The 24,626-nt window shown below is 60.2% G+C and carries 21 protein-coding genes and 1 pseudogene; 14 read left to right on the top strand and 8 right to left on the bottom strand.

What is annotated here, in order from left to right; translation table 11 throughout:
* Window positions 1-43: 43 nt before the first annotated feature.
* The 5 genes from ACNAOV_RS06605 (at window position 44) to ACNAOV_RS06585 (ending at window position 5,847) form a co-directional block, all read left to right on the top strand.
* Window positions 44-703: an L-threonylcarbamoyladenylate synthase gene (locus tag ACNAOV_RS06605; protein WP_416517100.1), complete on the top strand. Its 660-nt coding sequence runs from the start codon at window positions 44-46 to the stop codon at window positions 701-703.
* Window positions 700-1,890, top strand: coding sequence for an MraY family glycosyltransferase (locus tag ACNAOV_RS06600; RefSeq protein ID WP_416517099.1), 1,191 nt, complete (start codon window positions 700-702; stop codon window positions 1,888-1,890). The genes ACNAOV_RS06605 and ACNAOV_RS06600 overlap by 4 nt, the downstream gene beginning before the upstream one ends.
* Window positions 1,891-1,956: 66 nt before the next feature.
* Window positions 1,957-3,504, top strand: a complete 1,548-nt coding sequence (gene guaB, locus ACNAOV_RS06595) for an IMP dehydrogenase (RefSeq protein WP_110413254.1) — start codon at window positions 1,957-1,959, stop codon at window positions 3,502-3,504.
* A gap of 194 nt (window positions 3,505-3,698) precedes the next feature.
* Window positions 3,699-4,400: an oligoribonuclease gene (gene orn, locus ACNAOV_RS06590; protein WP_045935639.1), complete on the top strand. Its 702-nt coding sequence runs from the start codon at window positions 3,699-3,701 to the stop codon at window positions 4,398-4,400.
* Window positions 4,401-4,440: 40 nt separating this feature from the next.
* Window positions 4,441-5,847: a PIF1 family DEAD/DEAH box helicase gene (locus ACNAOV_RS06585; protein WP_416517098.1), complete on the top strand. Its 1,407-nt coding sequence runs from the start codon at window positions 4,441-4,443 to the stop codon at window positions 5,845-5,847.
* A 33-nt stretch (window positions 5,848-5,880) separates the two neighbouring features.
* On the opposite strand, the gene ACNAOV_RS06580 is transcribed toward ACNAOV_RS06585, so the two are convergent.
* The 4 genes from ACNAOV_RS06580 to ACNAOV_RS06565 all read right to left on the bottom strand — a co-directional run bounded on the left by ACNAOV_RS06580 (window position 5,881) and on the right by ACNAOV_RS06565 (window position 9,672).
* Window positions 5,881-6,363, bottom strand: coding sequence for a GNAT family N-acetyltransferase (locus ACNAOV_RS06580; protein WP_416517097.1), 483 nt, complete (start codon window positions 6,361-6,363; stop codon window positions 5,881-5,883).
* Window positions 6,364-6,608: 245 nt separating this feature from the next.
* On the bottom strand, window positions 6,609-7,361 hold the full coding sequence (locus tag ACNAOV_RS06575; RefSeq protein WP_416517096.1) for a hypothetical protein: 753 nt from the start codon (window positions 7,359-7,361) through the stop codon (window positions 6,609-6,611).
* 26 nt (window positions 7,362-7,387) lie between these two features.
* Window positions 7,388-8,713 (bottom strand): hypothetical protein, encoded by a 1,326-nt coding sequence (locus ACNAOV_RS06570; protein ID WP_416517095.1) that lies wholly within the window; start codon window positions 8,711-8,713, stop codon window positions 7,388-7,390.
* Window positions 8,714-8,886: 173 nt separating this feature from the next.
* Window positions 8,887-9,672 carry an ABC transporter ATP-binding protein gene (locus tag ACNAOV_RS06565; protein ID WP_416517094.1) on the bottom strand — a complete coding sequence of 262 codons (786 nt, stop codon included), beginning with the start codon at window positions 9,670-9,672 and terminating at the stop codon, window positions 8,887-8,889.
* Window positions 9,673-9,991: 319 nt separating this feature from the next.
* Between ACNAOV_RS06565 and ACNAOV_RS06560 the strand changes: the two genes are divergently transcribed.
* Window positions 9,992-11,806 (top strand): proline--tRNA ligase, encoded by a 1,815-nt coding sequence (locus ACNAOV_RS06560; RefSeq protein ID WP_416517093.1) that lies wholly within the window; start codon window positions 9,992-9,994, stop codon window positions 11,804-11,806.
* Between the two features lie 128 nt (window positions 11,807-11,934).
* Here the strand turns inward: ACNAOV_RS06560 and ACNAOV_RS06555 are convergent, their stop codons facing one another.
* Window positions 11,935-12,789, bottom strand: coding sequence for an exodeoxyribonuclease III (locus ACNAOV_RS06555; RefSeq protein ID WP_416517092.1), 855 nt, complete (start codon window positions 12,787-12,789; stop codon window positions 11,935-11,937).
* A 367-nt stretch (window positions 12,790-13,156) separates the two neighbouring features.
* Here ACNAOV_RS06555 and ACNAOV_RS06550 point away from each other — a divergent pair, with 367 nt between their 5' ends.
* Window positions 13,157-13,666, top strand: a complete 510-nt coding sequence (locus tag ACNAOV_RS06550) for a single-stranded DNA-binding protein (RefSeq protein ID WP_416517091.1) — start codon at window positions 13,157-13,159, stop codon at window positions 13,664-13,666.
* Between the two features lie 119 nt (window positions 13,667-13,785).
* Here ACNAOV_RS06550 and ACNAOV_RS06545 read toward each other — a convergent pair whose 3' ends face one another.
* Window positions 13,786-15,879 (bottom strand): M13 family metallopeptidase, encoded by a 2,094-nt coding sequence (locus ACNAOV_RS06545; protein WP_416517090.1) that lies wholly within the window; start codon window positions 15,877-15,879, stop codon window positions 13,786-13,788.
* 173 nt (window positions 15,880-16,052) lie between these two features.
* Between ACNAOV_RS06545 and ACNAOV_RS06540 the strand changes: the two genes are divergently transcribed.
* The 3 genes from ACNAOV_RS06540 (at window position 16,053) to ACNAOV_RS06530 (ending at window position 19,267) form a co-directional block, all read left to right on the top strand.
* Window positions 16,053-16,766, top strand: a complete 714-nt coding sequence (locus tag ACNAOV_RS06540) for an HdeD family acid-resistance protein (protein WP_416517089.1) — start codon at window positions 16,053-16,055, stop codon at window positions 16,764-16,766.
* A gap of 103 nt (window positions 16,767-16,869) precedes the next feature.
* The gene (gene map, locus ACNAOV_RS06535; RefSeq protein WP_416517088.1) at window positions 16,870-17,646 is read left to right on the top strand and encodes a type I methionyl aminopeptidase; all 777 of its coding nucleotides are present in this window, start codon (window positions 16,870-16,872) and stop codon (window positions 17,644-17,646) included.
* 331 nt (window positions 17,647-17,977) lie between these two features.
* Window positions 17,978-19,267 carry a citrate synthase gene (locus ACNAOV_RS06530; protein ID WP_416517087.1) on the top strand — a complete coding sequence of 430 codons (1,290 nt, stop codon included), beginning with the start codon at window positions 17,978-17,980 and terminating at the stop codon, window positions 19,265-19,267.
* A gap of 18 nt (window positions 19,268-19,285) precedes the next feature.
* Here the strand turns inward: ACNAOV_RS06530 and dapD are convergent, their stop codons facing one another.
* Entirely contained in the window at window positions 19,286-20,245 is a 960-nt protein-coding gene (gene dapD, locus ACNAOV_RS06525) for a 2,3,4,5-tetrahydropyridine-2,6-dicarboxylate N-succinyltransferase (protein WP_416517086.1), read from the bottom strand.
* Between the two features lie 147 nt (window positions 20,246-20,392).
* Here dapD and ACNAOV_RS06520 point away from each other — a divergent pair, with 147 nt between their 5' ends.
* The 3 genes and pseudogenes from ACNAOV_RS06520 to ftsE form a co-directional block, all read left to right on the top strand.
* Window positions 20,393-20,524 (top strand): hypothetical protein, encoded by a 132-nt coding sequence (locus tag ACNAOV_RS06520; RefSeq protein ID WP_255297770.1) that lies wholly within the window; start codon window positions 20,393-20,395, stop codon window positions 20,522-20,524.
* A gap of 107 nt (window positions 20,525-20,631) precedes the next feature.
* A complete protein-coding gene (prfB, locus tag ACNAOV_RS06515) occupies window positions 20,632-21,765 on the top strand; it encodes a peptide chain release factor 2 (protein WP_416517085.1) in 1,134 nt (377 codons plus the stop codon).
* Between the two features lie 97 nt (window positions 21,766-21,862).
* A pseudogene (gene ftsE, locus ACNAOV_RS06510) lies at window positions 21,863-22,894 on the top strand (cell division ATP-binding protein FtsE); the annotation flags it as partial.
* A gap of 659 nt (window positions 22,895-23,553) precedes the next feature.
* Here ftsE and ACNAOV_RS06505 read toward each other — a convergent pair.
* Window positions 23,554-23,613, bottom strand: a complete 60-nt coding sequence (locus ACNAOV_RS06505) for a hypothetical protein (RefSeq protein WP_367379055.1) — start codon at window positions 23,611-23,613, stop codon at window positions 23,554-23,556.
* Between the two features lie 75 nt (window positions 23,614-23,688).
* Here ACNAOV_RS06505 and ftsX point away from each other — a divergent pair, with 75 nt between their 5' ends.
* Window positions 23,689-24,612, top strand: coding sequence for a permease-like cell division protein FtsX (gene ftsX, locus ACNAOV_RS06500; protein ID WP_416517084.1), 924 nt, complete (start codon window positions 23,689-23,691; stop codon window positions 24,610-24,612).
* The last annotated feature ends 14 nt before the right edge of the window (window positions 24,613-24,626 follow it).

The following is a 24,626-nucleotide window of genomic DNA, read 5'->3' as shown; positions in this document are numbered from 1 at the left end:
TGGTCACATGAACATGTCGAGCCGAAAGGTCGTGATGCAGGGTATGAGCCAGGTGATGACCTATGACAGTCGGTCGCCGCAGTTGCTGGCCCAGGTGGTGGCCGCCGGTGGGCTGGCGGTCATTCCTACCGACACGGTCTATGGCATCGTCTGTGATTCATGCAACGACGAGGCCATCGATAGGCTCTTCCAGGCCAAGCACCGTCCCAGGACCAAGTCCATTCAGGTGCTGCTGGATGGGGTTGAGGTCATGAAGCGGCTGGATCTTAGCTTGCCTGCTCCTCTTGATCGCCTGGCCGACGCCCTGTTGCCGGGGCCTTTTTCACCCATTGCCCTTGTAGGGCAGTCCTGCCCTCTGCGCACCCCTCGGATGGAGCCCGATGGTCCTACCCAGGCCGTCAGAGTGCCTGACTCGCCCATCTGTCGGGCACTTTTGCAGGTGACCGGGCCTTTGGCCGCTTCCAGTGCCAATAGATCGGGTAACCCCAGCGTGGAGACCGTCCAGCAGGCCAGAGCCGAGCTGGGTGATAGCGTCGACCTTTACCTGGACGGGGGACCAACCCCTGGTTCAGTAGCCAGCACGGTGGTGGCAGCCGACAAGACCGATCCTGATGGGATACACGTGCTGCGACAGGGTGTAATCGGCGAGGCCCGGGTCCGTGCCCTTCTGTCTAGCCGCCCCAGCGGAGGGGAGGGTCAGTGAGGGTATACCTGTTCATCGCTGCCATCGCTGGCGGGGCCACCTGGCTGGTCATGCCCATGGTCCGACATCTCGCCATCCGGGTTGGCGCTGTAGGTGTGGTCCGCGCTCGCGACGTACATAAGGTGCCCACCCCTCGGATGGGCGGCCTGGGCATGTTGATCGGCTTTGCCGTGGCCATGTGCTTCGCCTCCCGCATTCCTTTTATTACAGGTCTTTTCCAGTCCGGACATCAAGCCTGGGTTATTTTGGCTGGGGCCGTAGCCATCTGCCTGCTGGGCATCGCCGATGACCTCTGGGACCTGGATTGGATGCTCAAGCTGGCCGGCCAGCTGCTGATTTCGGTCTTCGTCTCCTGGGGTGGTATCCAGATCATCTCCCTCCCACTGGGATCCTTGGTGGCGGCCTCGCCCAGCCTGTCCATGGCCATCACAGCGTTTTTGATTGTGGCCTCCATCAATGCGGTCAACTTTGTAGACGGGCTGGACGGCCTGGCTGCAGGCATCGTGGCCATCGGGGGAATCGCCTTCGCCATATACTCCTATATCATCGCCCGCATCTCACCCGACTACGCCTCACTGGCCACCCTGATCGACGTGGCCATGGTGGGTATTTGCGTAGGATTCCTCCTGCACAACTGGCATCCGGCAAAGCTCTTCATGGGCGACTCAGGATCCATGCTGCTGGGATACCTGATTACCTGCGCCTCCATTGTGGTCACCGGCCGATTGGATCCGGCCACTATTCATGCCAGTATCTATCTGCCGGCCTTCATGCCCATTCTTCTGCCCATTCTGGTGCTTTTCCTGCCTGTTCTGGACATGTGCCTGGCCATCATCCGAAGGCTCAGCCACGGGCAATCGCCCATGCACCCCGACCGCATGCACCTGCACCACCGTATGCTGCGCATCGGTCACACGGTTCGTTCCGCTGTCCTTATTCTCTGGGGCTGGGCCGCCCTGATCGCCTTCGGCTCGCTCTTTATCCTCTTCTTCCGTCTGAGATATGTCCTGATCGGTCTGGCCCTAGCCGCCGTACTGCTGACCTTCGCCACTCTGTACCCCTATTACCGTCGTCGACTTCCCGAAATCAGGCGGGAGAACGCTATTCTCTCCGCTCAAGGCTCACAGCATGCGGCCAGACCGCCCTGGCATCGTAAGAGTCGCCACAATAAAGACGAGGATGACTGATTCACTGGATGAAATAGTACGGACACGGTACCGCGAACGGTCAAGAAGCACTTGTAGCATGGTGCTATGGCTATGGAAAACCCACAAAGCGAACCTTCCTCCTACACTCAACTCCCTGACGCCTTCCAGAAAATCGGTCTGGCCTATGACGACGTCCTCCTGCTGCCCAACGAATCCGATGTCATTCCCTCCGAGGTAGATACCACCACCCGGCTGACGCGGAACATCACCATGAAGTCCCCGGTGCTTTCCGCCGCCATGGATACCGTCACCGAAGCCACCATGGCTGTGGCCATGGCCCGCAACGGCGGCATCGGCGTCCTCCACCGCAACCTCAGCATCGAAGATCAGGCCAATCAGGTCGACATCGTCAAGCGGTCCGAATCCGGCATGATCTCCGACCCTCTGACCGTCACCCCGGATGCCACACTGACCGACCTGGACAAGCTTTGCTCCACCTACAGGGTCTCCGGTCTGCCCGTGGTGGACCGTCGGCAGCGGCTGGTGGGCATCATCACCAACCGTGACATGCGCTTCGTCAACCCAGCTGACTTCGACCGGCTCAAGGTCAGCGACATCATGACCAAGGACCACCTGATCACTGGTCCGTCCAACATCACCAAGGAAGACGCCCACCAGCTTTTGGCCAAGTACAAGGTGGAAAAGCTGCCCCTGGTCGATGACGAGGGCAAGCTGACCGGGTTGATTACCGTCAAGGACTTCGTCAAGACCGAGCAGTACCCCGAGGCCACCAAGGATGAGCGCGGCCGTCTGCGTGTGGCAGCTGCCGTCGGTTTCTTCGGCGATGCCTGGCAGCGCATCACCGCCCTGGCCGATGCCGGGGTCGACATTCTGGTCGTGGACACCGCCCATGGTCACGCCAAGCTCATGCTGGACATGATCCGCAGGATCAAGGCTGATCACGCCTTCGACCATGTGGATGTGATCGGCGGCAACGTGGCTACCCGCGAGGGCGCCCAGGCGCTGATCGATGCTGGTGTTGACGCGGTCAAGGTCGGTGTGGGCCCTGGCTCCATCTGCACCACCCGTGTGGTGGCTGGCGTGGGTGTGCCCCAGCTGACCGCGGTCTACGACGCTGCGCTGGCCTGTCGTCCTGCCGGGATCCCTCTGGTGGCCGACGGTGGAATTCATTACTCGGGCGACATTGCCAAGGCCATCGTGGCCGGTGCTGATTCGGTCATGCTGGGCGGTCTGCTGGCAGGTACTGAGGAGGCTCCTGGCGAGAAGGTCCTCCTGCACGGCAAGCAGTACAAGGTCTATCGGGGTATGGGCTCACTGGGTGCCATGGCCCCGCGCGGCAAGAAGAGCTATTCCAAGGACCGCTACTTCCAGGCCGACGTCACCAGCTCCGACAAGGTGGTACCCGAGGGCGTCGAGGGCGAGGTGCCCTACCGCGGTCCGCTCAACTACGTGCTCTACGAGCTGGTTGGCGGCCTGCATCAGACCATGTTCTACACCGGTGCCCGCACCATTCCCGAGCTGCAGCGCAAGGGCCGGTTCATTCGGATCACCGATGCCGGTCTGCGTGAATCGCATCCGCATGACATCGTCATGACCAAGGAAGCTCCCAACTATTCAGGCTTCCACAACTGAGCCTATATGGGCAGGTGATCGGCGCAGGATCTCATCAGGACCTGCGCCGATTGCATATCTCATGTCAGTCATGGTCCGGTCTGCCGGGCTGACGAATCCTCTGCCGGTCACGTGCTGGCGGTATCTTGTAATGTTCCGTCCAAGGCGGCGGAAGGAGCGATCCGGGAGGCAACCCGGATCTGAAAGGCGTACAGATGAGCGATAAGAATGATCTGACTTTCTCGGCGGAGGAATCCCGCATGATCTGGATAGACTGCGAGATGACCGGTCTGGATATCTTCCATGACGAGCTGTGCGAGGTCTCCGTGGTACCCACCGACTTCAACATGAAGGTTCTGGACAAGGGCATCGACCTGGTCATCAAGCCCTCCCAGGCAGCCCTGGACCATATGGGGGACTTCGTCAGGAAGATGCACACCTCCTCCGGCCTGATAGAAGAGATGAAAACCGGCCTGGACCTTGAGGAGGCCCAGCGTCAGGTAATCGAGTACGTCAAGCCCTTCCTGCCCAAGAACGGCAAGGCCCATCTGGCAGGCAACTCCGTGGGCTCCGATAAGAAGTTCCTCGACCGGTATATGCCTGACCTGATGGCTCTTCTGCACTACCGGGTCATCGACGTGAGCACCCTCAAGGAGCTGTCCCGCCGCTGGTACCCGGATGTCTACAAGAACAAGCCGGCCAAGCACGGCGGCCATAGGGCTCTGGCCGACATCATCGAGTCCATGGACGAACTGCGCTACTACCGCTCCATGTTCTTCCTTCCGGCTCCCGGACCCGACCAGGCCCAGTCCAAGGCTGGTGCGGAACAGATCGAGCAGACCAGTCTTCTGCGCCATTACGAAGAGTCCGGCAATCCTGTCGAGGATGCCAACAAGCCTGAGAAGACTGACTACTGACAGGCGTGGCCATGTACCTCTGACGTGGCACCATGGAGGCATGCAGCAATCCGAAGCCTTGACCATATTGAGTGCAGGGGCCAATGCCTTCATCACAGGTGCCCCCGGGTCAGGCAAGACCTTTGTGCTCAATGAGTTCGTCGCGCAGGCTCGTCAGGCCGGGGCGGTCGTGGCAGTGACAGCCTCGACCGGCATCGCCGCCACGCACATCAACGGCCAGACCATCCACTCCTGGAGCGGGGTGGGAATCGCCACCTGCATGACCGAATCGCTCTTGAAGCGGATCAAGACCCGCCGTCGCAGGCAGATCGAGGGCACCGACATCCTGGTCATCGACGAGGTCTCCATGATGCATGCCTGGCTCTTCGACATGGTGGACCAGGCATGCCGGGCTGTCCGTCACAGCCCCGAACCCTTCGGAGGGATTCAGGTGGTCCTTTCCGGGGACTTCTTCCAGCTGCCGCCGGTGACTCGGTCCAACCGGGCTGCGGGAATACTGCCCAGCCCTGAATTCCAGGCTGCCCGGGAACGTTACGCCCAAGCCGGCAAGGACCCGGACGGGTTCGTGACAGAATCACTGGTCTGGCAGGACCTGGACCCGGTCATCTGTTACCTGACCGAGCAGCACCGCCAGGACGATGGCCAGCTGTTGACCGTCCTGACTGACATCAGAGAGGGTGGCGTCACCCAGGAGGACCATGATGTCCTGGCCACCCGTGTGGGCGCTGTGCCCGCTCCCGGCCAGGTGGCGGTCCACCTCTTCCCGGTCAACAAGCAGGCCGACACGCTCAACGACCAGCGCCTGGCCTCCATCGACGAAGAGGCCCACCATTACCAGGCCACATCTCGGGGCGAGGCCAGGCTTGTGGAGCGGCTGAAGAAGAATATGCTGGCTCCCGAGGATCTGGCTTTGAAGACCGGAGCCGCAGTCATGGCCCTGCGCAACGACCAGGATCATCAATATGTCAACGGCTCTATAGGTACAGTCAGCGGATTCACCAGCTCGGCCAAGGGGGGATGGCCGATCGTCTCCTTCCAGAACGGCAACGTGGTCACCATGAAGCCGGCCGCCTGGGAGACCATGGACGGGGACACGGTCTTGGCCGCCGTCAACCAGGTGCCTCTTCGCTGTGCCTGGGGGATCACCATTCACAAGTCCCAAGGGATGACCTTGGACAGGGCGGTCATGGACCTGAGACGGACCTTTGCACCGGGGATGGGATACGTGGCCCTCTCCCGTGTGGAAAGTCTGGATGGGCTCTACTTGACGGGCATCAATGAGCACGCCTTCCTGGTCTCTCCTGATGCCATCGTTCTGGATGCTGGCTTGAGGGCCGAATCCAAGGCGGCCTGCGCCCGTCTGAAGGATGAAGGTCCTGAGTCCTTCACCAAGCGCGCCGTCGGTCAGGAACCGGAAGACGAATTCAGCCAGGACCAGCTTTTCTGAAGGGTCGCCTTTATCGTTCTTGGTCCGGTGCGGTCATTTGGGCTGCTGGAGACACCATGACAGACGGACCATGTCTTTAAGCGTGATTCCGTTCTCGACAATGGGACGCGGGTAACGATTTACGAAATAATCCCGTTCAATGCGGTCCATGCGAAACCCGCATGTCTGATAGAAGCAAAGGGCGCCAAAACTGGTGGATCCGGTGCCTACTTCCAGCTTTCTCAGACCCAGCCTGATGGTCTCCGTCTTGGCTCGGTCTATTAAACTGCTTCCAACTCCCTGTCTGCGAAAAGCACGGTCTACGCTGATATTGGCGATTTCCAGGGTATCCGTGTTTCGTCTGACAAGTAGCATGACACCGGCCAGGGCTTGTTCCACTCGGATTTCATAGGCGCGGGAATTGGTGAAAACGTCATGGATTATTCGTTCCGAAGGATCTGCCTCCAGGAGAAGCGTCATGTGCTCTGCGTCGAGGTCGGTGAAGGTCTGGATGGTCACACCCGGCTCTGATGACATAGGTGCCCGCCTTGTCCTTGTAAATCAGAAAACTAATTCGATATACAACCATCATATCTTGGCTATCCTTATGGCCGAGGGTAGAGCTGGTCAGATGCCGGATGCTAGGTTGGGGATTCACCGACCTTTTCCTGTATATGCCGTTTCGTTTCGGGTTTGGTTGACGGCCAGGTGGACTCGGACAAACTCCTGCGCTGCTAAGGCCGGCAGGGTCTAACACCTCTCACAAGCAGCTGTGCTGGCTTTTATTTCTTGTCCATGATCATTCCCCGGCCTCCGGTGAGCGTCCAGAGTAAGACGGCGAAGACTGTCAAGACCGCTGCAATCGCCGGCCAGGTCCCCTGCCCAGGAATGGGCGGTTTGATGTTCTCGGGGTATAGACGAAGCGTCAGCCCCATGCCTACCTGCATACCTTGGCTGGCAATATTGATCACTGCCAGCCCTACGCCCAGCCCAAGCCCGTAGAAACGACCCAGTAATGCGATGCCGAGCATGACCAAGGATGCGTCGACCAGGCCGTTGCAGGCAGCCAGTCTGAACAGCGACTGTGCGGTTGTCGGGTCACCGTGGGAGCTAGGTATGGTAAGGAGGAGGCTGAAAAGAAACGGCAGCATCAGCACGCCTGTACCGGCAGCCAGGGCTCGCCAACGGACGCGCGCCAGGTTCAGGCGCTCCCAAGTGGGCATAAGCGGGGCGAGCATGACCAAGGCACATGCGCTGAACGCCGCGTAGGCCAGCTCGGCCATGGGCACGACACTTGGCACGGCGCTTTTGCCTTGTGGGCATTGGGTGTGCACAGCGTCGTTGAATACAACCGCATGTGGATCAGGAAGGCAGACGTACCCGTAATAGGCTGGTCGAGCATAGATTCCCCCGCCGGTAGCGGAAGCGGAGACGGAGGCAAGCAGGAAGGGCACGGCCGCAGCTAGCGCGATGAATGCCAAGGCCGCCCATGGGTGGCGCCCAGCCAACCATCCGACCGGGATTCCGCCTCTCATGGAACCACATCGATGCCGACCGCCCATCAGTGGTTCTTCCCCAGATCATCGATGACATCGGACGGCGTGACGGCGCAGCGTTCGAGCCCAGAGAGGTTGCGATGCACATAAGCATGGAACTCGTCATTTGTGGCCTCGTTGAGCAGATCGACGGCAGGTCCTCGGGCGCTTCCCATCCCGGAGCTTCCATTTCCTCCGCCCGGCGACTCGTAGGCGGTCTCTCTCATGCGCTGGGGCAACTGCTCCAGCACGAAGGCGGACACGCTGGCACCGTCATCCAGTGTCCGTTGTTTATACACGTTTTCAAGTGCCGTAGCCGCGCAGTCGGCATGGACGAATTCCTTCACGATGGCATCTGTGACATCAGCTAGGTCGCTGTATCGTCCAGTGCGTTCAGTGACTGTGTCGGTCATTACCTGTATCTTCTTGCCGCCCAGGTGCTGCAATTCGGTCAGGCCCTGGTCGGTGAGATTCCATGCCTGGCCATGGGTTGTGGGCGTAAAAGCGTTGCCCAGCAAAAGCACAAGACCCGAGCTGCCTTCCAAACTGTCTTTGGTGAACCATGAGGCGACCGAATGCATATACCGTGTGTAGCGTCTCAGCTGGGCGCCATCATCCGGATGGGCGCACACCGACAGTGGCACACCGTCTATGCTTTTGCAGACAGGGGTGAACGGAGCGGACCGGTGCCATTCTGCCGGACCGGACATGGCGACCAGGCCCCCGGTAGCAGTCGGAACAAGCAGAAGCACCGCCAAGGGGGCGACTATCCATGACAGACCAGGCCGCCACCAGTGCGCGGTCAGAATGCATGCCGCTGTGGACGTGGCCAGCACTACAGCGACCAGGACCCAGCGCACTGTCACCGCTGAAGGGTTAATGCTGAGTCCCGGCTCGGCACCGATGCCCGTGTCCATCACCGGCATCGCCGCAGCCAGTGGTGACCCCCACGCTCGGGGGAACACGTCACCCTTGGGTGTGCGTGGCATCAGCAGAAATACACTGCCCCAACACAGGGCGGCAGGCAAAAGCGTGGCCGGTACCAGGGACCAGCGGCTGCCCATGATGGCCCCGAGTGCATAACCCAGGGCGAACATGGCTGCCGGCACTGCCATGCCCATGAGCAAGGCTCCCAAGGGAACCAATCCGCCCGTGGATTGCAGAGTTTGGACAATGGCGGGAAGACAGCCTGTCGCATAGGCCAGCGAGCACAATGCAGCGCCCTTGAGGACAGGCACGCCGTACCTGCGGACAGCCGAGCCTCCGATCCAGGGCGGCGCGACCATGGATCGTGGTGAGCATGCCTTCCAGGCACTCCACGCACCAAACATGCAGGCAATCACATCCGTCATTAGATGCATCCAGGTCAGGTCAAGCTGCAAGGCCGCATCTGTCAGTACCCACGGAGACGTGTCTGATCGGCCGACTCCGTAGTTGCGCACCGATAATGCGGCCGGATATGCCATCATTGACAGAAAGAACACCAGCGAGCTCAGCGGTGACAGGGGATTGAGCAGCCAGGCCATTATGAGACCTCATCTTGGTCGGATGGCATGTGTCCAGTCCTCGTCAGAAGCTGTCGATAACCGGATTCCCAGGGCGATGCCATTGAGTCCTCAGGATTGGCCAGTGCGGCGAGATCATCCATGCGTCCGTCCAGGAGCAGATGCCCGTGGTCGAGCACCAGTACGCGGTCGGCAATTGCGGCCAGGTCTTCGACCAAATGCGTGCTCACCAGCACCGTGTGACTATTCGCATAGGCATCAAGGAATTTACGTACCTCAATGCGCTGCACCGGGTCGAGGCCGACGGTCGGCTCGTCCAAGACGAGCACGTCTGGACGGGCCACAATCGCACATGCGATGCCCGCTCGTTGACGCATGCCACCGGACAAGCTGCGCACCTGATGCCGGGATTCCTCGGACAAGCCCACCTGCTCCAGGGCCCACACCGCTGCATCACAGGAAGCTTTCCAGGACAGACCGCGCGCCCATGCGGCGTATCGAACATTGCGCATCAGGCTGGAGGCATTCATCAGCTCGAACGATTGCGGCAAATATCCAATCCGACTCCTGGCCCGACGTCGTCCAGCGCTTGTCAACACATTCGCTCTGGCAATCCTTACACTCCCCGAGGAAGGACGCGACAAGGTGGTCACAATATTCATCAGCGTCGTCTTGCCGGCACCATTGGGACCCAAGAGTCCGAATATGCCATTGCCGAAGCTCAAGGACACATCCGACAGCGCCTGTTTATGGCCGTAGGAGAAAGACACGTGCGAGAGGGAAACGTCTACTTTATAAGTCACCATTGAACCAAACTAATAAAAGATTGAACTAATTTTACTTCAAAATTTATTTAATTATACATTAGATAACTGTTCGAGTCAAATTGGTGTGCTTGACAATGCGCATGAACGGTATTCGGAATTGTCCTATGAAGATGCGGGCTCTGTATTCCGCAGCGTCATAATCGGGCTCCAGTGCTTATCCAAGGCGTGACCACCGGAACGATGGAAATGTATGATGGGTGCCATCAATAATTCCCGTATTTCGGGCTCTCCTGCAGCAAATTGTCCCGGGTCATCTTCTATGGCTGCTTGTCCCTTTGCGCGCATATCTTTGGGAGGTATGAGAACCAAAGCCATGCGCATGTCAACCCTCTTTCTGCGGACCCTCAGGGAGGATCCGGCCGACGCCGATGTGGACTCGGCCAAACTCCTTCAGCGTGCCGGGTACGTCCGCAAGGTGGCCCCGGGCATCTTCACCTGGCTGCCACTGGGTCTGAAAGTCCTTGACAAGGTCCAGGCCGTGGTCCGTGAGGAGATTAACGGCATTGGCGCCCAGGAGGTCCACTTCCCGGCCCTGCTGCCTCGCGAGCCCTACGAGGCTACCCACCGATGGGAGGAGTACGGCGAGAATCTCTTCCGCCTCCAGGACAGGCACGGCGCTGATTACCTGCTGGCTCCCACCCATGAGGAGATGTTCACCCTTTTGGTCAAGGACATGTACTCCTCATACAAGGACCTGCCGGTGGTTCTTTACCAGATTCAGACCAAGTACCGCGACGAGTTCCGTCCCCGCGCCGGGCTGATCAGGGGTCGGGAGTTCATTATGAAGGACGCTTACTCCTTCACTGTGGATGAGGAGGGGCTGAAGAAGGCCTACCAGGATGAGCGCGGCGCCTATGAACGAATCTTCAAGCGTCTGGGTGTCAATTACGTAATCGTCCATGCGGTCTCCGGGCCCATGGGAGGGTCCGAGTCCGAGGAATTCCTGGCTCCGCTGCCCATAGGTGAGGACACCTTTGCCCTGGCTCCCTCGGGGAAGGCATGGAATGTTGAGGCGCTGACCACCCCGCGTCCCGATTCCGTCGACTATGCCGAGACCTCGGCCATGCAGGAGCTGGACACCCCCGACTCGACCACCATCGACACTCTGGTGGAGCGGTTCAACCAGCTGCATCCTCGTGAGGATGGCCGTGACTGGACCGCTGCCGATACTCTGAAGAACCTGATTGTGGCCGTCAAGCACCCTGCGGACGATGACCATCCCGAGGGCTGGCGGGAACTGGTGGCCGTCGGCCTGCCGGGTGACCGTCAGGTGGACATGAAGCGCTTGGAGGCCCAGTTCGCCCCGGCCGAGATTGAGGAGGCCAGCGAGGCTGACCTGGCTGCCCACCCCGAGCTGGTCAAGGGATACATCGGTCCCCGTGTTCTGGGTCCTCAGCGTTCGGATACCGAGTCTGCCGCCCATATCCGCTACTTCCTCGATGCTCATGTGGCACCTGGCTCAGCCTGGGTGACCGGTGCGGATGCCCAAGGCGTGCATCTGGCCAATGCGGTCTACGGACGTGACTTCCAAGCCGACGGAGTGGTTGAGGCTGCCGAGGTCCGTCACGGGGACATGAGTCCTGACGGATCAGGGCCGCTCAGCTTCGAACGTGGCGTGGAGATTGGCCAGGTCTTCCAGCTTGGACTGAAGTACTCTGACGCACTGGGGCTGAAGGTTCTGGACCGTAACGGCAAGGCAGTACCGGTCTGGATGGGCTGCTATGGCATCGGCATCTCCCGCGTGCTGGCTTGCATTGCCGAGATGCATCACGATGACAAGGGTCTGGCCTGGCCCAAGGCTGTTGCTCCTGCCGCGGTCCATGTGGTGGCCACCGGCAAGAAGCAGGAGGCCTTCGATGCCGCCGAGAAGCTGGTCGCCGACCTGGAGGACCGTGGTGTGGAGGTCATCTACGACGACCGTCCCAAGGTGTCTCCCGGGGTCAAGTTCAAGGATGCCGAGCTGATCGGGGTCCCCCTGGTCGCCATCGCCGGTCGCGACACCATCGCCAACGGCACCATCGAGATTCGCAACCGCGACGGTTCGGATGTGCAGGCTGTTCCTGCCAATCAGGCCGCTCAGATGATCGTGGATCGGATTGCGGCTCTGCAGTAGGTTATGCCACACTCATAGTTGCTTATCGCAACCAATATAGAGGGGGTGGGGTCTTGGCCGTGTCATGATCTACGCGACCAAGGCCCCACCCTTTTGCTATGTCGGTTTGGGTTCAGGAATCCATTCGGTCAGATGCGCAGCAGAATCGGCAGATGGTCCTGGCGTTCCCCGGTGTCCACAGGCTCGCTGGTGCTGACCTGATCTGCGATCCGATTGGAGGTCAGCCAGTAGTCGATGCGCCAGCCGGAGTTGTTGATCTTGCTCTTTGGAGCCCGCTGGGCGAACCAGGTGTAGACGCTGCGGTGGTCATCGTAGAACCCGGCGGCATCTCCATGGATCTTTCGGAAGGTGTCGGTGAAGCCGGCGTCCAGCAGAAGGCCGAACTTCTCGCGCTCCTGGTCGGTGAAGCCGGCTGAATGGTGGTTGGAGGCCGGGTTGGCGATGTCGATCTCCTCGTGGGCGACATTGAAGTCACCACAGGCCAGGACCGGCTTACGGGCATCCAGTTCCTGCAGGTAGCGACGGTAGCGATCGTCCCAGACGCCGCGCGGCTTGAGCCTGACCAGTCCCGATCCTGAATTGGGGGTGTAGACCGTGGTGACGAAGCAGTCCGGGAACTCCAGAGTGAGCATGCGGCCCTCGTCGTCCATGGTGTCCGGAGCGCCGATGCGGGGTCGCGTCACGGTAGGTTCCGGCAGGCTCTTGCGGTAGAGCATGAGCGTGCCTGCGTAGCCTGTGCGGGCCGGGGGCTCAGAGCGACGGTCCACCTCCTCGTAATCGGGGAAGTATCGCATGAGTGCCTTAAGGATGCCTGCGGATTTCTTCTGATCGCCGTTGAGTTTGGTTTCCTGGATGGCTACGACATCGGGATCCAGATCCCGGATGGTCTCCACCACTTTCAGTGAGAGGGCGCTGCGGCTGCTCTTGCCCAGCAGGGCGGCGTTGAGCGAATCGATATTCCAACTGACCAGCGTGTGAACCATGACTGCGGGTCCTTCCGAACCGTACCGATGTATCTGCTCTCACAGTTTAGCCCAGGACCAATGCTCGATTGCCTAGGTACTGAAAGGGACATTGCCAAACCAGACATGGGCAGGGTTGTCCACCTCGCGAAACAGGCCGAGACTGTTCGACCACAATGGTCTGTGGGTCAGGTGCGGAGACGTGGGTGGAGGCAGGATGGATTCACCGTTCGATGGAGGGTTTCTGACCGGGGCCAGTACCTTCCCCCGCTCCGATTATCCGCGTTCCGGTCCGGGATCCTCCGTCGAACGGCCTCACTGCCGCGCGAGCAGGAATCGGCCGGCAGATTTACAGCGTCGGATTCATAACACACAGAGAGGTGCCGGTATGTCTATCAACGAAATAAAAACGACCGTCTTCGGCTTTATGGGGACCCAGCCGACTCGTCTGGGACAGCCGGGGTCCACACCGGCCTGCTCCTTCAGGTTGGGCTCTACGCCGGCCTATTACGATGCTGCGGCTGGGGTGTGGAAACGAAAATCCACCACCTGGTTGACGGTCAAGGCCTTCAGGACTCTGGCGATGAATGCCTTGGCTTGTCTGCACAAGGGTGATCCAGTCATGGTGACGGGATCCTTGGTGACGGAGGAGTGGACCAGTGACGGCCAGCCACATAGCAGTCTGGTTTTGATTGCGGATGGCATTGGCCACGACTTAGCACGTGGACAAGATACCTTCACTAGGATCCGATCGAGTTCTGCGCCTATTGATGAGGGGGCTGCCGGTCCGGATCCTTGGACCACACCGCTGGCATCTTCACCGTCCGGAACAGCCTCTGCGTCACCTGCCTCATTTGCGCCGGAGGGGGTATCCGTAGAGGCTGCCAATGCTAGATGAACAAAGGTTGCTCCGGCCAAGCAAAACGAAGGCGGGAGGCCGACTGATTCCCGTCGGCCTCCCGCCTTGATCAGCAGACTGATTGAAACCGTCAACCAACGGTTTCAATCAGAACAGGTTTACCAGATCTTGACCCGTGCTTCGGGTTCCAGCCACATGCCGTCGTCAGCTGTGACTCCGAAGGCCTGATAGAAGCGATCCACGTTCCTAACGATGCCGTTGGTGCGGAATTCAGCAGGGGAGTGGGGATCGATCTGCAGATACTGTTCGGCCAGCTGATCCCTGTTCTTGGTCCTCCAGATGGAGGCGTAGGACAGGAAGAACCGCTGCAGGCCGGTGTAGCCGTCCATGACCGGAGCCGAGGCCAGTGCCTGGTCCATAGCCGCATCGTCTGTCCTGGCCGTGCCGCCCTCCTTCTTCTGCAAGGAGAGGGCATAGGCCTTGATGGCGATGTTGACGCCTCCCAGGTCCCCGATGTTCTCGCCGATGGTCAGCGCTCCATTGACATGGGGTGCCTGCTCGGGCTTGTCGGCGTACTTCTCGGCAAGCTGTTGGGGGACGAAGCCGTTGTACTGCTCGATGAGAGCCTTGGTCCGCTGCTCGAAGTTCTCACGGTCCTGCGGGGTCCACCAGTCTTGCAGACGTCCGTCACCGTCGTACTTGGAGCCCTGGTCGTCGAATCCGTGGCCGATTTCGTGGCCGATGACCGACCCGATGCCTCCGTAGTTGACGGCATCGTCGGCTTCTGGATCGAAGAAGGGCGGCTGCAGAATGGCTGCTGGGAAGACGATGACGTTCAGGGTGGGCTCGTAGTAGGCGTTGACAGTCTGAGGATTCATCAGCCACTCTTCCTTGTCCACAGGCTGACCGGCTTTGCCGAACTGGTAGCCAGACTCATAGAGGTTGGCCTGTCGCACATTGTCGACCAGACCCAGCTTTTCGTCCACAGCCAGAGCCGTATAGTCGCGCCAGTGCTCGGTGTAGCCGATCTTGGGCGAGAATTTGTCCAGCTTGGCTAGAGCCTTGACCTTGGTCTGTTCGCCCAGCCAGTCGCTTGAGGTGATGGAGACCCGGTAGGCATCGATCAGGTCCCCAACCAGGGCCTCCATTCGTGCCTTGCTGGAGGCAGGGAAGTGCCGGCGCACATATTCGCGTCCGACCTCCTCGCCGCAAATGCCGTTGACCAGGGAAACGGCTCGCTTCCAGCGGTCACGCATCTTGGTCGTGCCTGAAAGGACCTTGCCATAGAAGTCGAACCTGGCCTGATCGAAGTCGCTGCTGAGTAGACCTGCCCACTCGATCAGGGTGTGCACGCGGGCCCAGAGTTTGAGATCCTCCAGGTCGCTGGCCTTCCAGAGCTCGTTCAAACCCTGCAGGAAGGAGGGCTCATGCACAATGGTCCTGGACAGGGCTGATCTCAGATCGACCGGTTGCATATTGGCGACAGGGCTGGCTCCATATGCCTTCTGCCAGGACTCGATCCAGGTGTGCAGATCGAAATCGGCGAGCGTTGATTCCAGGTCGGCCAGGGTGGTGGGGTTATAGGTACGATCCTCATCACGGGTGGACACGTTGTCCCAGTGGCGTGAAGCTATACGAGTCTCGACCTCAAGGAAGGACTCCGCCTGCCTGTGGGCATCCTCCTGGTCGTCGGCGTAGCCGGAGAGCCTGAGCAGGGAGGCCACCATGTCGGTGTAGGCCTGTCGGACCGGAGTGTAGCTCTTCTCACGGTAGTAGGCCTCGTCGGGAAGTCCCAGCCCGGCCTGTTCCATATGAGCCACGTTGACGCCGGCGTTGCCTGGATCACCGTAGATGGCAATGCCGAACAGATCGGGACCGCCGGTGGGATTGAGTTGGCCCAGCAGGCTGGTCAGTGCCTTCTTGTCGGGCACGGCATCAATGGCCTGCAGGTCGGAGCGGATGGGTTCCATTCCTGCGGCTTCGATGGCATCGGTGTCCAGGAAACTGCGATAGAGCAGGGCTGACTTGACAGCTGGGGACTCCGGGTCCTCAAGGATTTCATGGATCTGTGCTTCGGCATCCTCGGCAAGCTTGTCGAAGGAGCCGAACCGGGAGCGATCCTCGGGCAGGCTGTAGGTGTCGATCCAGGGGCCGTTGACGAAGCGGAAGAGGTCGTCCTGCGGCCGAATGACCGAAGAGAAAGATGCCGGATCAAGTCCGGAGGAGGTCTTGGATTCAGTTGATTGTGCCATGCCACAAGCCTAGCCATCTTTGGTGACATGCCATGCCTGGGTTGCCGGGAATCAGTGGACCGGCGCACCATCCGCCGTAGGGAAAAGCAGCGATTGCCTCCTTGGTGATTTAAACTTGGAAGACGGTAACAGGACGGCTGCTCAGCTGCCCTGAGCGAGCGAAAGAGGACGGTATGACAGATCCCATGCAGGGCGGTCAGCCCAATCAGTACGGTGGTCAGGATTCTTCGCAGAATAACGGCCAATATCCGAACAATTATGGCCAGAATAATTATGGTCAGTATGGGCAATATCCCGGCTACCAGGGGCGCCCGCCACGGATGGATCCATTCTCCATGATCGCCGAGGATCTGGGATTCAGAACCCTGCGGGCCATCCGCATCATTATGGGCGTCATGGGCGTGATTGGAGTCATCCTGGGCCTGGCCCTTCTGCTCAGGCCGGATAAGACCCTGATCGCCGTGACCGTGGTGCTGGGTATCTACTTCATCATCTCCGGCGTGGTCCGTCTGGCCACCTCCATCGTGACCAAGGGGCTTCCAGGTGGTTGGCGTGTGCTGGGCGTCCTTTTTGGCGCCCTGATCGCAGTCGGCGGCATTGTCATCGTCAGGAACACGGCTCTGTCCGCTTCAGCGCTGACCCTGCTGGTCACCATCATCGTGGGCATCAGCTGGATCATGGAGGGCGTGATGAGTCTGGCCGCCTCCTGGGGACTCCCGCATTCAGGCTGGGCCATCTTCTCGGGCATCGTTTCAATCATCGCCGGAATCATCGTCATGATCTACCCGCTGAGCTCAGTCATCTTCCTGGTCATCTTCAGCGGGTGCGCTCTTCTGGTGCTGGGGGTCGTCTCCATCATCAGGGCCTTCACCTTCGGCCGGAACTGAGACCCGGACTCGTCCGACTGACCCGATAATACTGAGAGGTAGTACTTGGGCAGGATCCTGAGGGGCGGCACCCACGGGCACCAATCATGAAAGGACACAGAGGATGATCGAGCTCAAAACCAAGCAGGAGATCGAACAGATGAAGCCGGCGGGCAGGTTCGTCGGCAGCATCCTCAAGGAGCTCAAAACCATGAGCAAACCCGGGGTCAACCTGCTGGAGCTGGACGACTACGTCAAGGACAGGATCAACTCCCGTAAGGGAGCCACCTCCTGCTATGTGAACTACGCACCTGATTTCGGCACCGGCCCCTTCGCCCACTACATCTGCCTGTCCGTCAACGATGCCGTCCTGCATGGGGTGCCTTATGACTACAACCTCAAGGATGGTGACCTGCTCTCTCTGGATCTGGCCATCAACGTGGACGGCTGGGTGGGCGACTCGGCTATCAGCTTCGTAGTGGGTGAGCATGCCGATCCAGAGGATCTGCGACTGATTCGGACCACCGAAGAGGCCCTGAAGGCGGGCATCGCACAGGCTCAGCCTGGCAACCGTCTGGGTGACATTTCCGCTGCAGTCGGTCAGGTTGCCCATGAAAACGGATACAGCGTCAACCTGGAGTTCGGCGGACACGGGGTAGGACGAATCATGCACGGCGATCCCCATGTGCCCAACGACGGCACGCCTCATCACGGCTACAAGCTGCGTCCAGGTCTGGTCATCGCCATTGAGCCTTGGTTCCTGGCGACCACCGATCAGATTTACCAGGATCCCAAGGACGGGTGGACCCTGCGTTCTGCAGACGGATCGCGCGGCGCTCACAGCGAGCACACCATTGCCATCACCGAGCAGGGACCTGTCATCCTGACGACCAGGGACTGAGCCGGAGGCTGTTCGAGGCCGAAATAGGACTATAAGGGACCCAGGAATGTCCACAATGTGGATGCTTCTGGGTCCCTCTTTGATACTGGTCCTTCTCTCCTGGTCTTGTGCCCGCAGGCTGTTGCGGGAACGAAGACGGCACTGGCTTGGACCTGCGCGTCGTGGCTGGGGTGACAGATTCCTGCTTGTGGTTACATGCCGGTAATCGAAGTCGTGGTTGTTTCTGCTAGCATGTCGGCAATTCCACGCCGGTACAGGTGCCGGTAGCCTGATCCGGCATGGCCGTCGACTCTCATTGGCACCTCACTGGTTGATTAACAGGAGGTGCGTGGTGTCTACTGCACGGTTGTCCATCGATTCCGAACAGGTTGATCTTCCCCTGGTTCGCGCCACCGAAGGGCCCGATGGCATTCTGGTCTCCTCCCTGCGCAACGACGGCTGGGTCACGCTGGATCCGGGCTTCCAGACCACGGCCCAGTGTGTCTCGGGAATCACCTTCATTGACGGCAAGCGGTCCATACTGCGCTATAGGGGCTATGCCATAGAGGATCTGTGCGCCCAGTCCAATTTCCTTGAAGTGGCCTGGCTGCTGTCCCATGGCGAGTTGCCTGATGCCGAGCAGTACCAACGGTTCCGCAGCCATGTCCTGGGTCATACGCTCGTAGGGGAGGACTTCCGCCATTTGCTATCGTCCTTCCCCCGCCAGGCCCATCCCATGAGTGTGCTGGCTGCGGCAGTCAATGCTCTGGCTGGCTTCCACCCGGACACCTGTGATATTGACGATCCCGACCAGTTGGATGAGGCCAGCGCCATCATTATGGCCAAGGTTCGCACCATCGTTTCCCTGATCCACCGTCGTCGCCGCGACCAGCCCCTGCTCTACCCGGACAGGACCTGGGGCTATGTGGAGGACTTCCTGCGGATGAGCTTCGCTATGCCCTACCAGCCCTATCAGGTCGACCCTCTCAAGGTGCAGGCCCTGGACAAGCTTCTGATCATCCATGCCGACCATGAACAGAACTGCTCCACCTCAGTGGTCCGGATTGCCGGATCAGCCCGGGCCAACCTGTATTCGGCAGTGGCTGCCGGCATCAATACCCTGTCAGGTCCCCTGCACGGCGGCGCCAACGAGGCCGTGCTGCGTCAGTTGAAGAGCATACGTGATTCCGGTCTGGGCGTGCGGGGCTATGTGGAGCAGGCCAAGAGCGAGGGGCGGAAAATAGCGGGTCTGGGCCACCGGGTCTATAAATCCTATGACCCGCGCGCGGCCATCGCCAAGCAGTGGCTCTACAAGCTCATGGATGAACCCGACCAGGATAGGAATGCCGCGGATGCGGAGCTCTTCGACGTGGCCTTGGAGCTGGAGGACCTGGCACTGCACGACGATTACTTCGTCGAACGCCACCTCTATCCCAACGTGGACTTCTACACCGGGCTCATCTACCGCGACATCGGCTTCGACCCGGAGATGTTCACCACGCTCTTCGCATTAGGACGCATTCCTGGATGGATCGCCCAGTACAGGGAGATGTTGGACGATCCTGACACGAAAATCGGTCGTCCCAGGCAGGTCTATACCGGCCAAGGCCCACGCGATTACCTGCCCATGGAGCAGCGCTGAGGCCCATGGCCGCCTGGCTCAGTTGGCGTGCAGCCGCTCGTTCAGCTCGATTCCCTTCTTGCGAGGCAGAGCTCTGACCTGGCCGGTGCGGGAGTCACGGATGAAGAGCAGATGATCCCTTCCGCTCAGTTCTGCCCCCTTGACCACCTGGTCGCCTAGGCCGATCTTGGTGCCGGCGGTGACGTAGAGCCCGGCTTCGACCACGCAGTCATCTCCCAGGGAAATGCCGATACCGGCGTTGGCTCCCAGCAAGGAGTGCTGACCGATGGAGACCCGATGACGGCCTCCGCCGGACAGGGTGCCCATGATGGAGGCTCCGCCGCCGATGTCCGAACCGTCTCCTACCACGACCCCCTGTGAGATGCGCCCTTCGACCATGGAGTGGCCCAGGGTTCCGGCGTTGAAGTTGACGAAGCCTTCATGCATGACCGTCGTTCCCGGTGCCAGATGGGCGCCGAGCCGAATCCTGTCGGCGTTGCCGATGCGTACCCCTTCGGGGACTACGTAATCCACCATGCGGGGGAACTTGTCCACGCTCAGCACCGTTACCTGCGTCACCGGGATGCCCGGCATGGACCGGCTGGCTGCAGCCATGACGTCAGACCGTCGCAGGGCGAAGTCCTCCACGGCGAAGGGTCCGTAATTGGTCCAGACCACCGTGGTCAGCTGTTCGAAGATCCCGTCCAGGTTCATGCTGTTGGGCGGGGTCAGGCGCATGCTGAGCAGATGAAGCCGCAGATAGGCGTCGGTGGCATCGGCTATCGGGCCATCCAGGTCAGCCACGGTGAAGACCGGTACCCTTCGGATGCCGCGGGCGTCGGGCTGGTTATGGACCTGGTCGCCGAAGTCGTGGTTGGGACGGTTGGCCGGGGTCGGCGGTGTGGAGATCTCGGCCTTGGGGTACCAAACGTCCAGGGTCCGGCCCTGCTCGTCCTGGCTGGCAAGGCCCCAACCCCATGCGGTGCGTGCTGTGCTCATCGTTCCTCCTTCAGGCGATGCGGTCGTGTTGACATCAAGTTGTCTTACAGGATAAGCCGGTCGACGCTCAAATACAGGCGGTCCGTCCGACAGCCGGGTCTGAAGCGTCGTCAGCCAGGTCCCAGCCGATAGGTAAAATTATCAACTATGAGTGCCTACAGTCATGAGCGGGAGCGCCGGGAGCGCCGGCGCCGCAATACGGCCAGGGCGGTCTGCCTGGTCATCGCTGTGGCTTTGCTGGCCAGTCTTGTCATCCCAGCCATCTTCAGCGGCCTTTGACCGGGCCCGTTCAGTCGGCGGGATTCCGGCTGTTGCAGGCAAAGGCAAATAGGAATGAAGACGGTGGCCGGCTCGTGCGGAGTCGGTCTGGAAAGCGGTGAGACGGCATGGCAGAGATGGATTTTGCCCAAGCATTGGAGCAGGCCAAGGCCAAGTACGAGATGATTTCCAAGGCGCTGGACCCGGAGGGTCTGCGCTCGCGGATTGCGGATCTGGAGCGTCAGGCCAGCGCGCCCGGACTCTGGGACGACCAGGAAAATGCTCAGAAGGTGACCAGCAGGCTCTCGGCCCTGCAATCCCAGCTCAAGCACCTGGAGTCCGCCTCCTCCCGGCTGGACGATGTGCAGGCCCTGGAGGAGCTGGGCCAGGAGGAGCATGATCAGGACACCCTGGTGGAGGCCCGCAAGGAGATCGACTCTTTGAGGTCCGACCTGGATGACATGGAGATTCAGACCCTGCTGGACGGGGAGTACGACGAGCGCGCTGCCGTGGTCACCATCCGCTCGGGTGCCGGCGGGGTGGATGCGGCCGACTGGGCGCAGATGCTTCTGCGCATGTACATGCGCTGGGCTGAGAGGCACGGCTTCTCCACCAAGGTCATGGACACCTCCTACGCGGAGGAGGCAGGAATCAAGTCGGCCACCTTCCAGGTGGATGCCCCCTATGCTTACGGCCGTCTGTCGGTGGAGGGCGGCACCCATCGTCTAGTGCGGATCTCGCCCTTTGACAACCAGGGTCGCCGGCAGACCTCTTTCGCTGCTGTCGAGGTCATCCCCCTGGTGGAGCCCACCGACCACATCGACATCCCCGATTCGGACATCCGGGTGGACACTTACTGCTCTTCCGGCCCCGGCGGCCAGGGTGTCAACACCACCTATTCGGCCGTGCGTATCACCCACCTGCCGACCAACATCGTGGTGACCATGCAGGATGAACGCAGCCAGATTCAGAACCGCGCGGCTGCCATGGCTGTTCTGCAGTCCCGGCTGTTGGTTCTGCGGCACGAGGAGGAGGCCAAGAAGAAGAAAGAACTGGCCGGGGACATCAAGGCCAGCTGGGGGGATCAGATGCGCTCCTACGTGCTGCATCCCTACCAGATGGTCAAGGATCTGCGCACCGGATACGAGACCTCCGATACGCAGGGGGTCTTTGACGGTGACATCGACGCCTTCATCGAGGCTGGCATTCGCTGGCGGCATCAGCAGCGGGTCCAGGCTCGCGAGGAGGAAGCCAGCAAGTAGAGCTTCGTCCAGCTCAGGTCTGGTCGGTGTTTCATGAGTGAGTAGTGTCGGTCTTCTTGATAGCCTCTGTATGGGAATACCGAGGAACGGAGTGTAAATGGCGTTGATTTCGCTCAAGGGCGTGACCAAGATTTACCCCAAGGGGTCCCGTCCAGCCTTGGATAACATCAGCCTGGATGTCAATCGAGGGGATTTCGTTTTTCTGGTGGGTGCCAGCGGATCGGGCAAGACCACCCTGTTGCGTCTGCTCTTGCGCGAGGAGGAAGCCACCGATGGGGAGATCCGCGTGGCCGGCAACGACCTGCGACGTCTGCGCAACCGCGAGATTCCCGGCTACCGGCGTTCCATTGGCTTCGTTTTCCAGGATTACAAACTGCTCAACAACAAGACCGTGTGGCAGAACGTGGCCTTTACACTTGAGGTTATCGGCGCCCGTCGGTCCACTATCAAGACCCTGGTGCCCCAGGTTCTCAAGACAGTGGGTTTGACGGGCAAGGAACACAACTACCCGCACGAGCTTTCCGGCGGCGAGGCCCAGCGTGTGGCTCTGGCCAGGGCCTACGTCAACAACCCGGAAATTCTGCTGGCAGATGAGCCCACCGGCAATCTTGATCCCACCACCTCCCTGGGGATCATGGAGGTCCTGGATGCCATCAACAGGACCGGCACCACCGTGGTCATGGCCACCCACAACGAGGAGATAGTCAACTCCATGCGCAAGCGGGTGGTGGAATTGCATACTGGTCGGATCATGCGCGACGAGGCCCACGGCTCCTACGATTCTTCACGCTTCTTCCCCGATGCCGAAGTGGCTGCGCGCTCTCATCATGCCATCGGTGACCCTGCCGACGGCGATGCCCTGGACCGTGCACGTAAGGCTGGAGTTGGAGGACGCCGCCCGGTGCAGGTCGTTGTGCAGGATGGGAACAGTCCGGCTGCCGAGCCAATCGCGGATGGAACCAAGGGGGCCAAGCAGGTGGTCCAAGCGGTGGCACAGGCCGTCAACCAGGGTCAGTACGGCGACGAAGGAATCGCACGGCTGGCCAAGTCCATGCATTCGGGCAGAACCGGACGTTATGGGCAGGTCTTCACCTCGGTTGAGGATACCCTGACCTGGGGCAAAGGTCTGGGCAGTCTTGAATCTGCGCAGGAAGATTCCAGCCGCCATGAAGACGCGGCTGCAGGACAGGCCGATCGGAGGACCGACTCGAACTCGGATGAGCGATTCCGCAGGCCTGTGGCTCAGAGCAGCAAGGATCAATCAGGTCAGTCGAGCGACGGTTCCGGTGACAGGGACCGCGACAAGGCAGGTACCGATCATGATGAGTCCGTCAATCACGCCCATACTGAACGTACAGTTTCCAGAAAATCTCCCAAGCCTACCAGCGGTTCGGATGCTGATCAGCGCAAGACAACCGCTGAGGGCAGATTCCAGGGTCGGCAGACCGAGGAATCGAGCAACAGGGTGCAGGACGGGAAACGAAGCGATGACAGCAAGGGTCTTGAGCATGACGAACGCAATCGTGATCGGAGTCAAAGTGCTCCCAAAAATGATGACAGGACCAATGACCGCCGGTCGGTGAAGAACTCTTCTGCCAGGACTTCTGATAGTGAGCAACGGTTCAAGAGGCCCAATCAGCCTTCGGGAGCTGATGGCTCCAGCCCGGCAGAGCCGACCGGAAAGTCAGGTCATACTGCGGTCCAGATGAAGCAGGACGTCGCGAAATCCTCAAAACAGGCTTCCGAGAAGAGCAGGGCCGATAAAAAGGTCTCAGTGAGCGAAAATCATCATGATGCTGAGCCCATGGGAGCCCCGCCGGCTCCTCCTGCTCCGCCTGAAGCCCCCAAGACGGCCAGGAAGTCCCGTCGAGAGAACGAAGCACAGGCTCGGGATGAGCATGATGACAAGAAGAAGGCGGCACGATGAGACTGCGGTTCATCCTTTCCAGCACCTGGGACAACCTGCGCCGCAACGGGTCCATGATCCTCTCGGTCATGCTGGTCACCTTCATCTCCTTCCTGTTCATAGGTGCCTCGGGACTCATGCAGGCTCAAATCAGCAAGGCCAAGGGAGACTGGTACGACCAGGTGGAGGTGGTGGTCTGGCTCTGCCCGGACGGCACCAGCCAGGCGGCCTCATGCGCGACCGGCAAGGCGCCCACCGATGACGAGATTGTCAGGCTGGAGAACACCATTAACAACGAGCTGAGCGACTCCGTGGCCAAGATCACCTATCAGAGCCGTGAGGACTTTTTCAAGAACACCTTCCTCAAGCAGTACCCTGACGGCACTTACGAGGGAAGGACCATGACCGCGGCGGACATGCAGGCCTCCCTGCGGCTCAAGCTCAAGGACCCGACCAAGTACCAGGTGGTCTCCGAGGTCTTGTCAGGACGCGATGGCGTAGAAGAGGTCTCCGACCAGCGTCAGATATTCGACCCGGTCTTCAAAATTCTCAACAGGGCCACAGCGGTCACCTTGGTCCTGGCTGTGGTCATGGTGATTGTAGCCATTCTGCTGACCGGCACCACTATCAGAATGAGCGCTGCCTCCCGTCGGAACGAGACGGAAATCATGAGGCTGGTGGGAGCATCCAACTGGACTATCCGTTTGCCTTTCATCCTGGAGGGCGTGGTGGCCTCCCTGCTGGGTTCGCTTCTGGCTGTCGGAGCGCTAAGCGCCATCGTTAAGCTCTTCATTACCGACTGGCTGGCTCGCACGGTCCAATGGATGCCTTTTGTGAACCAGTCCACAGTACTGCTCATAGCGCCAGCCTTGATCCTGGGGGCCATGCTCTTATCCGCACTGGCCTCTTCCATCTCTTTGCGGCGGTATTTGCGTACCTGATTTTCGGCGACTGG

This window comes from Bifidobacterium asteroides (assembly GCF_048001765.1).
In the GTDB taxonomy this organism is placed as follows: Bacteria; Actinomycetota; Actinomycetes; order Actinomycetales; family Bifidobacteriaceae; genus Bombiscardovia; species Bombiscardovia asteroides_K.
This window is presented reverse-complemented; position numbering and strand designations above follow the sequence as displayed.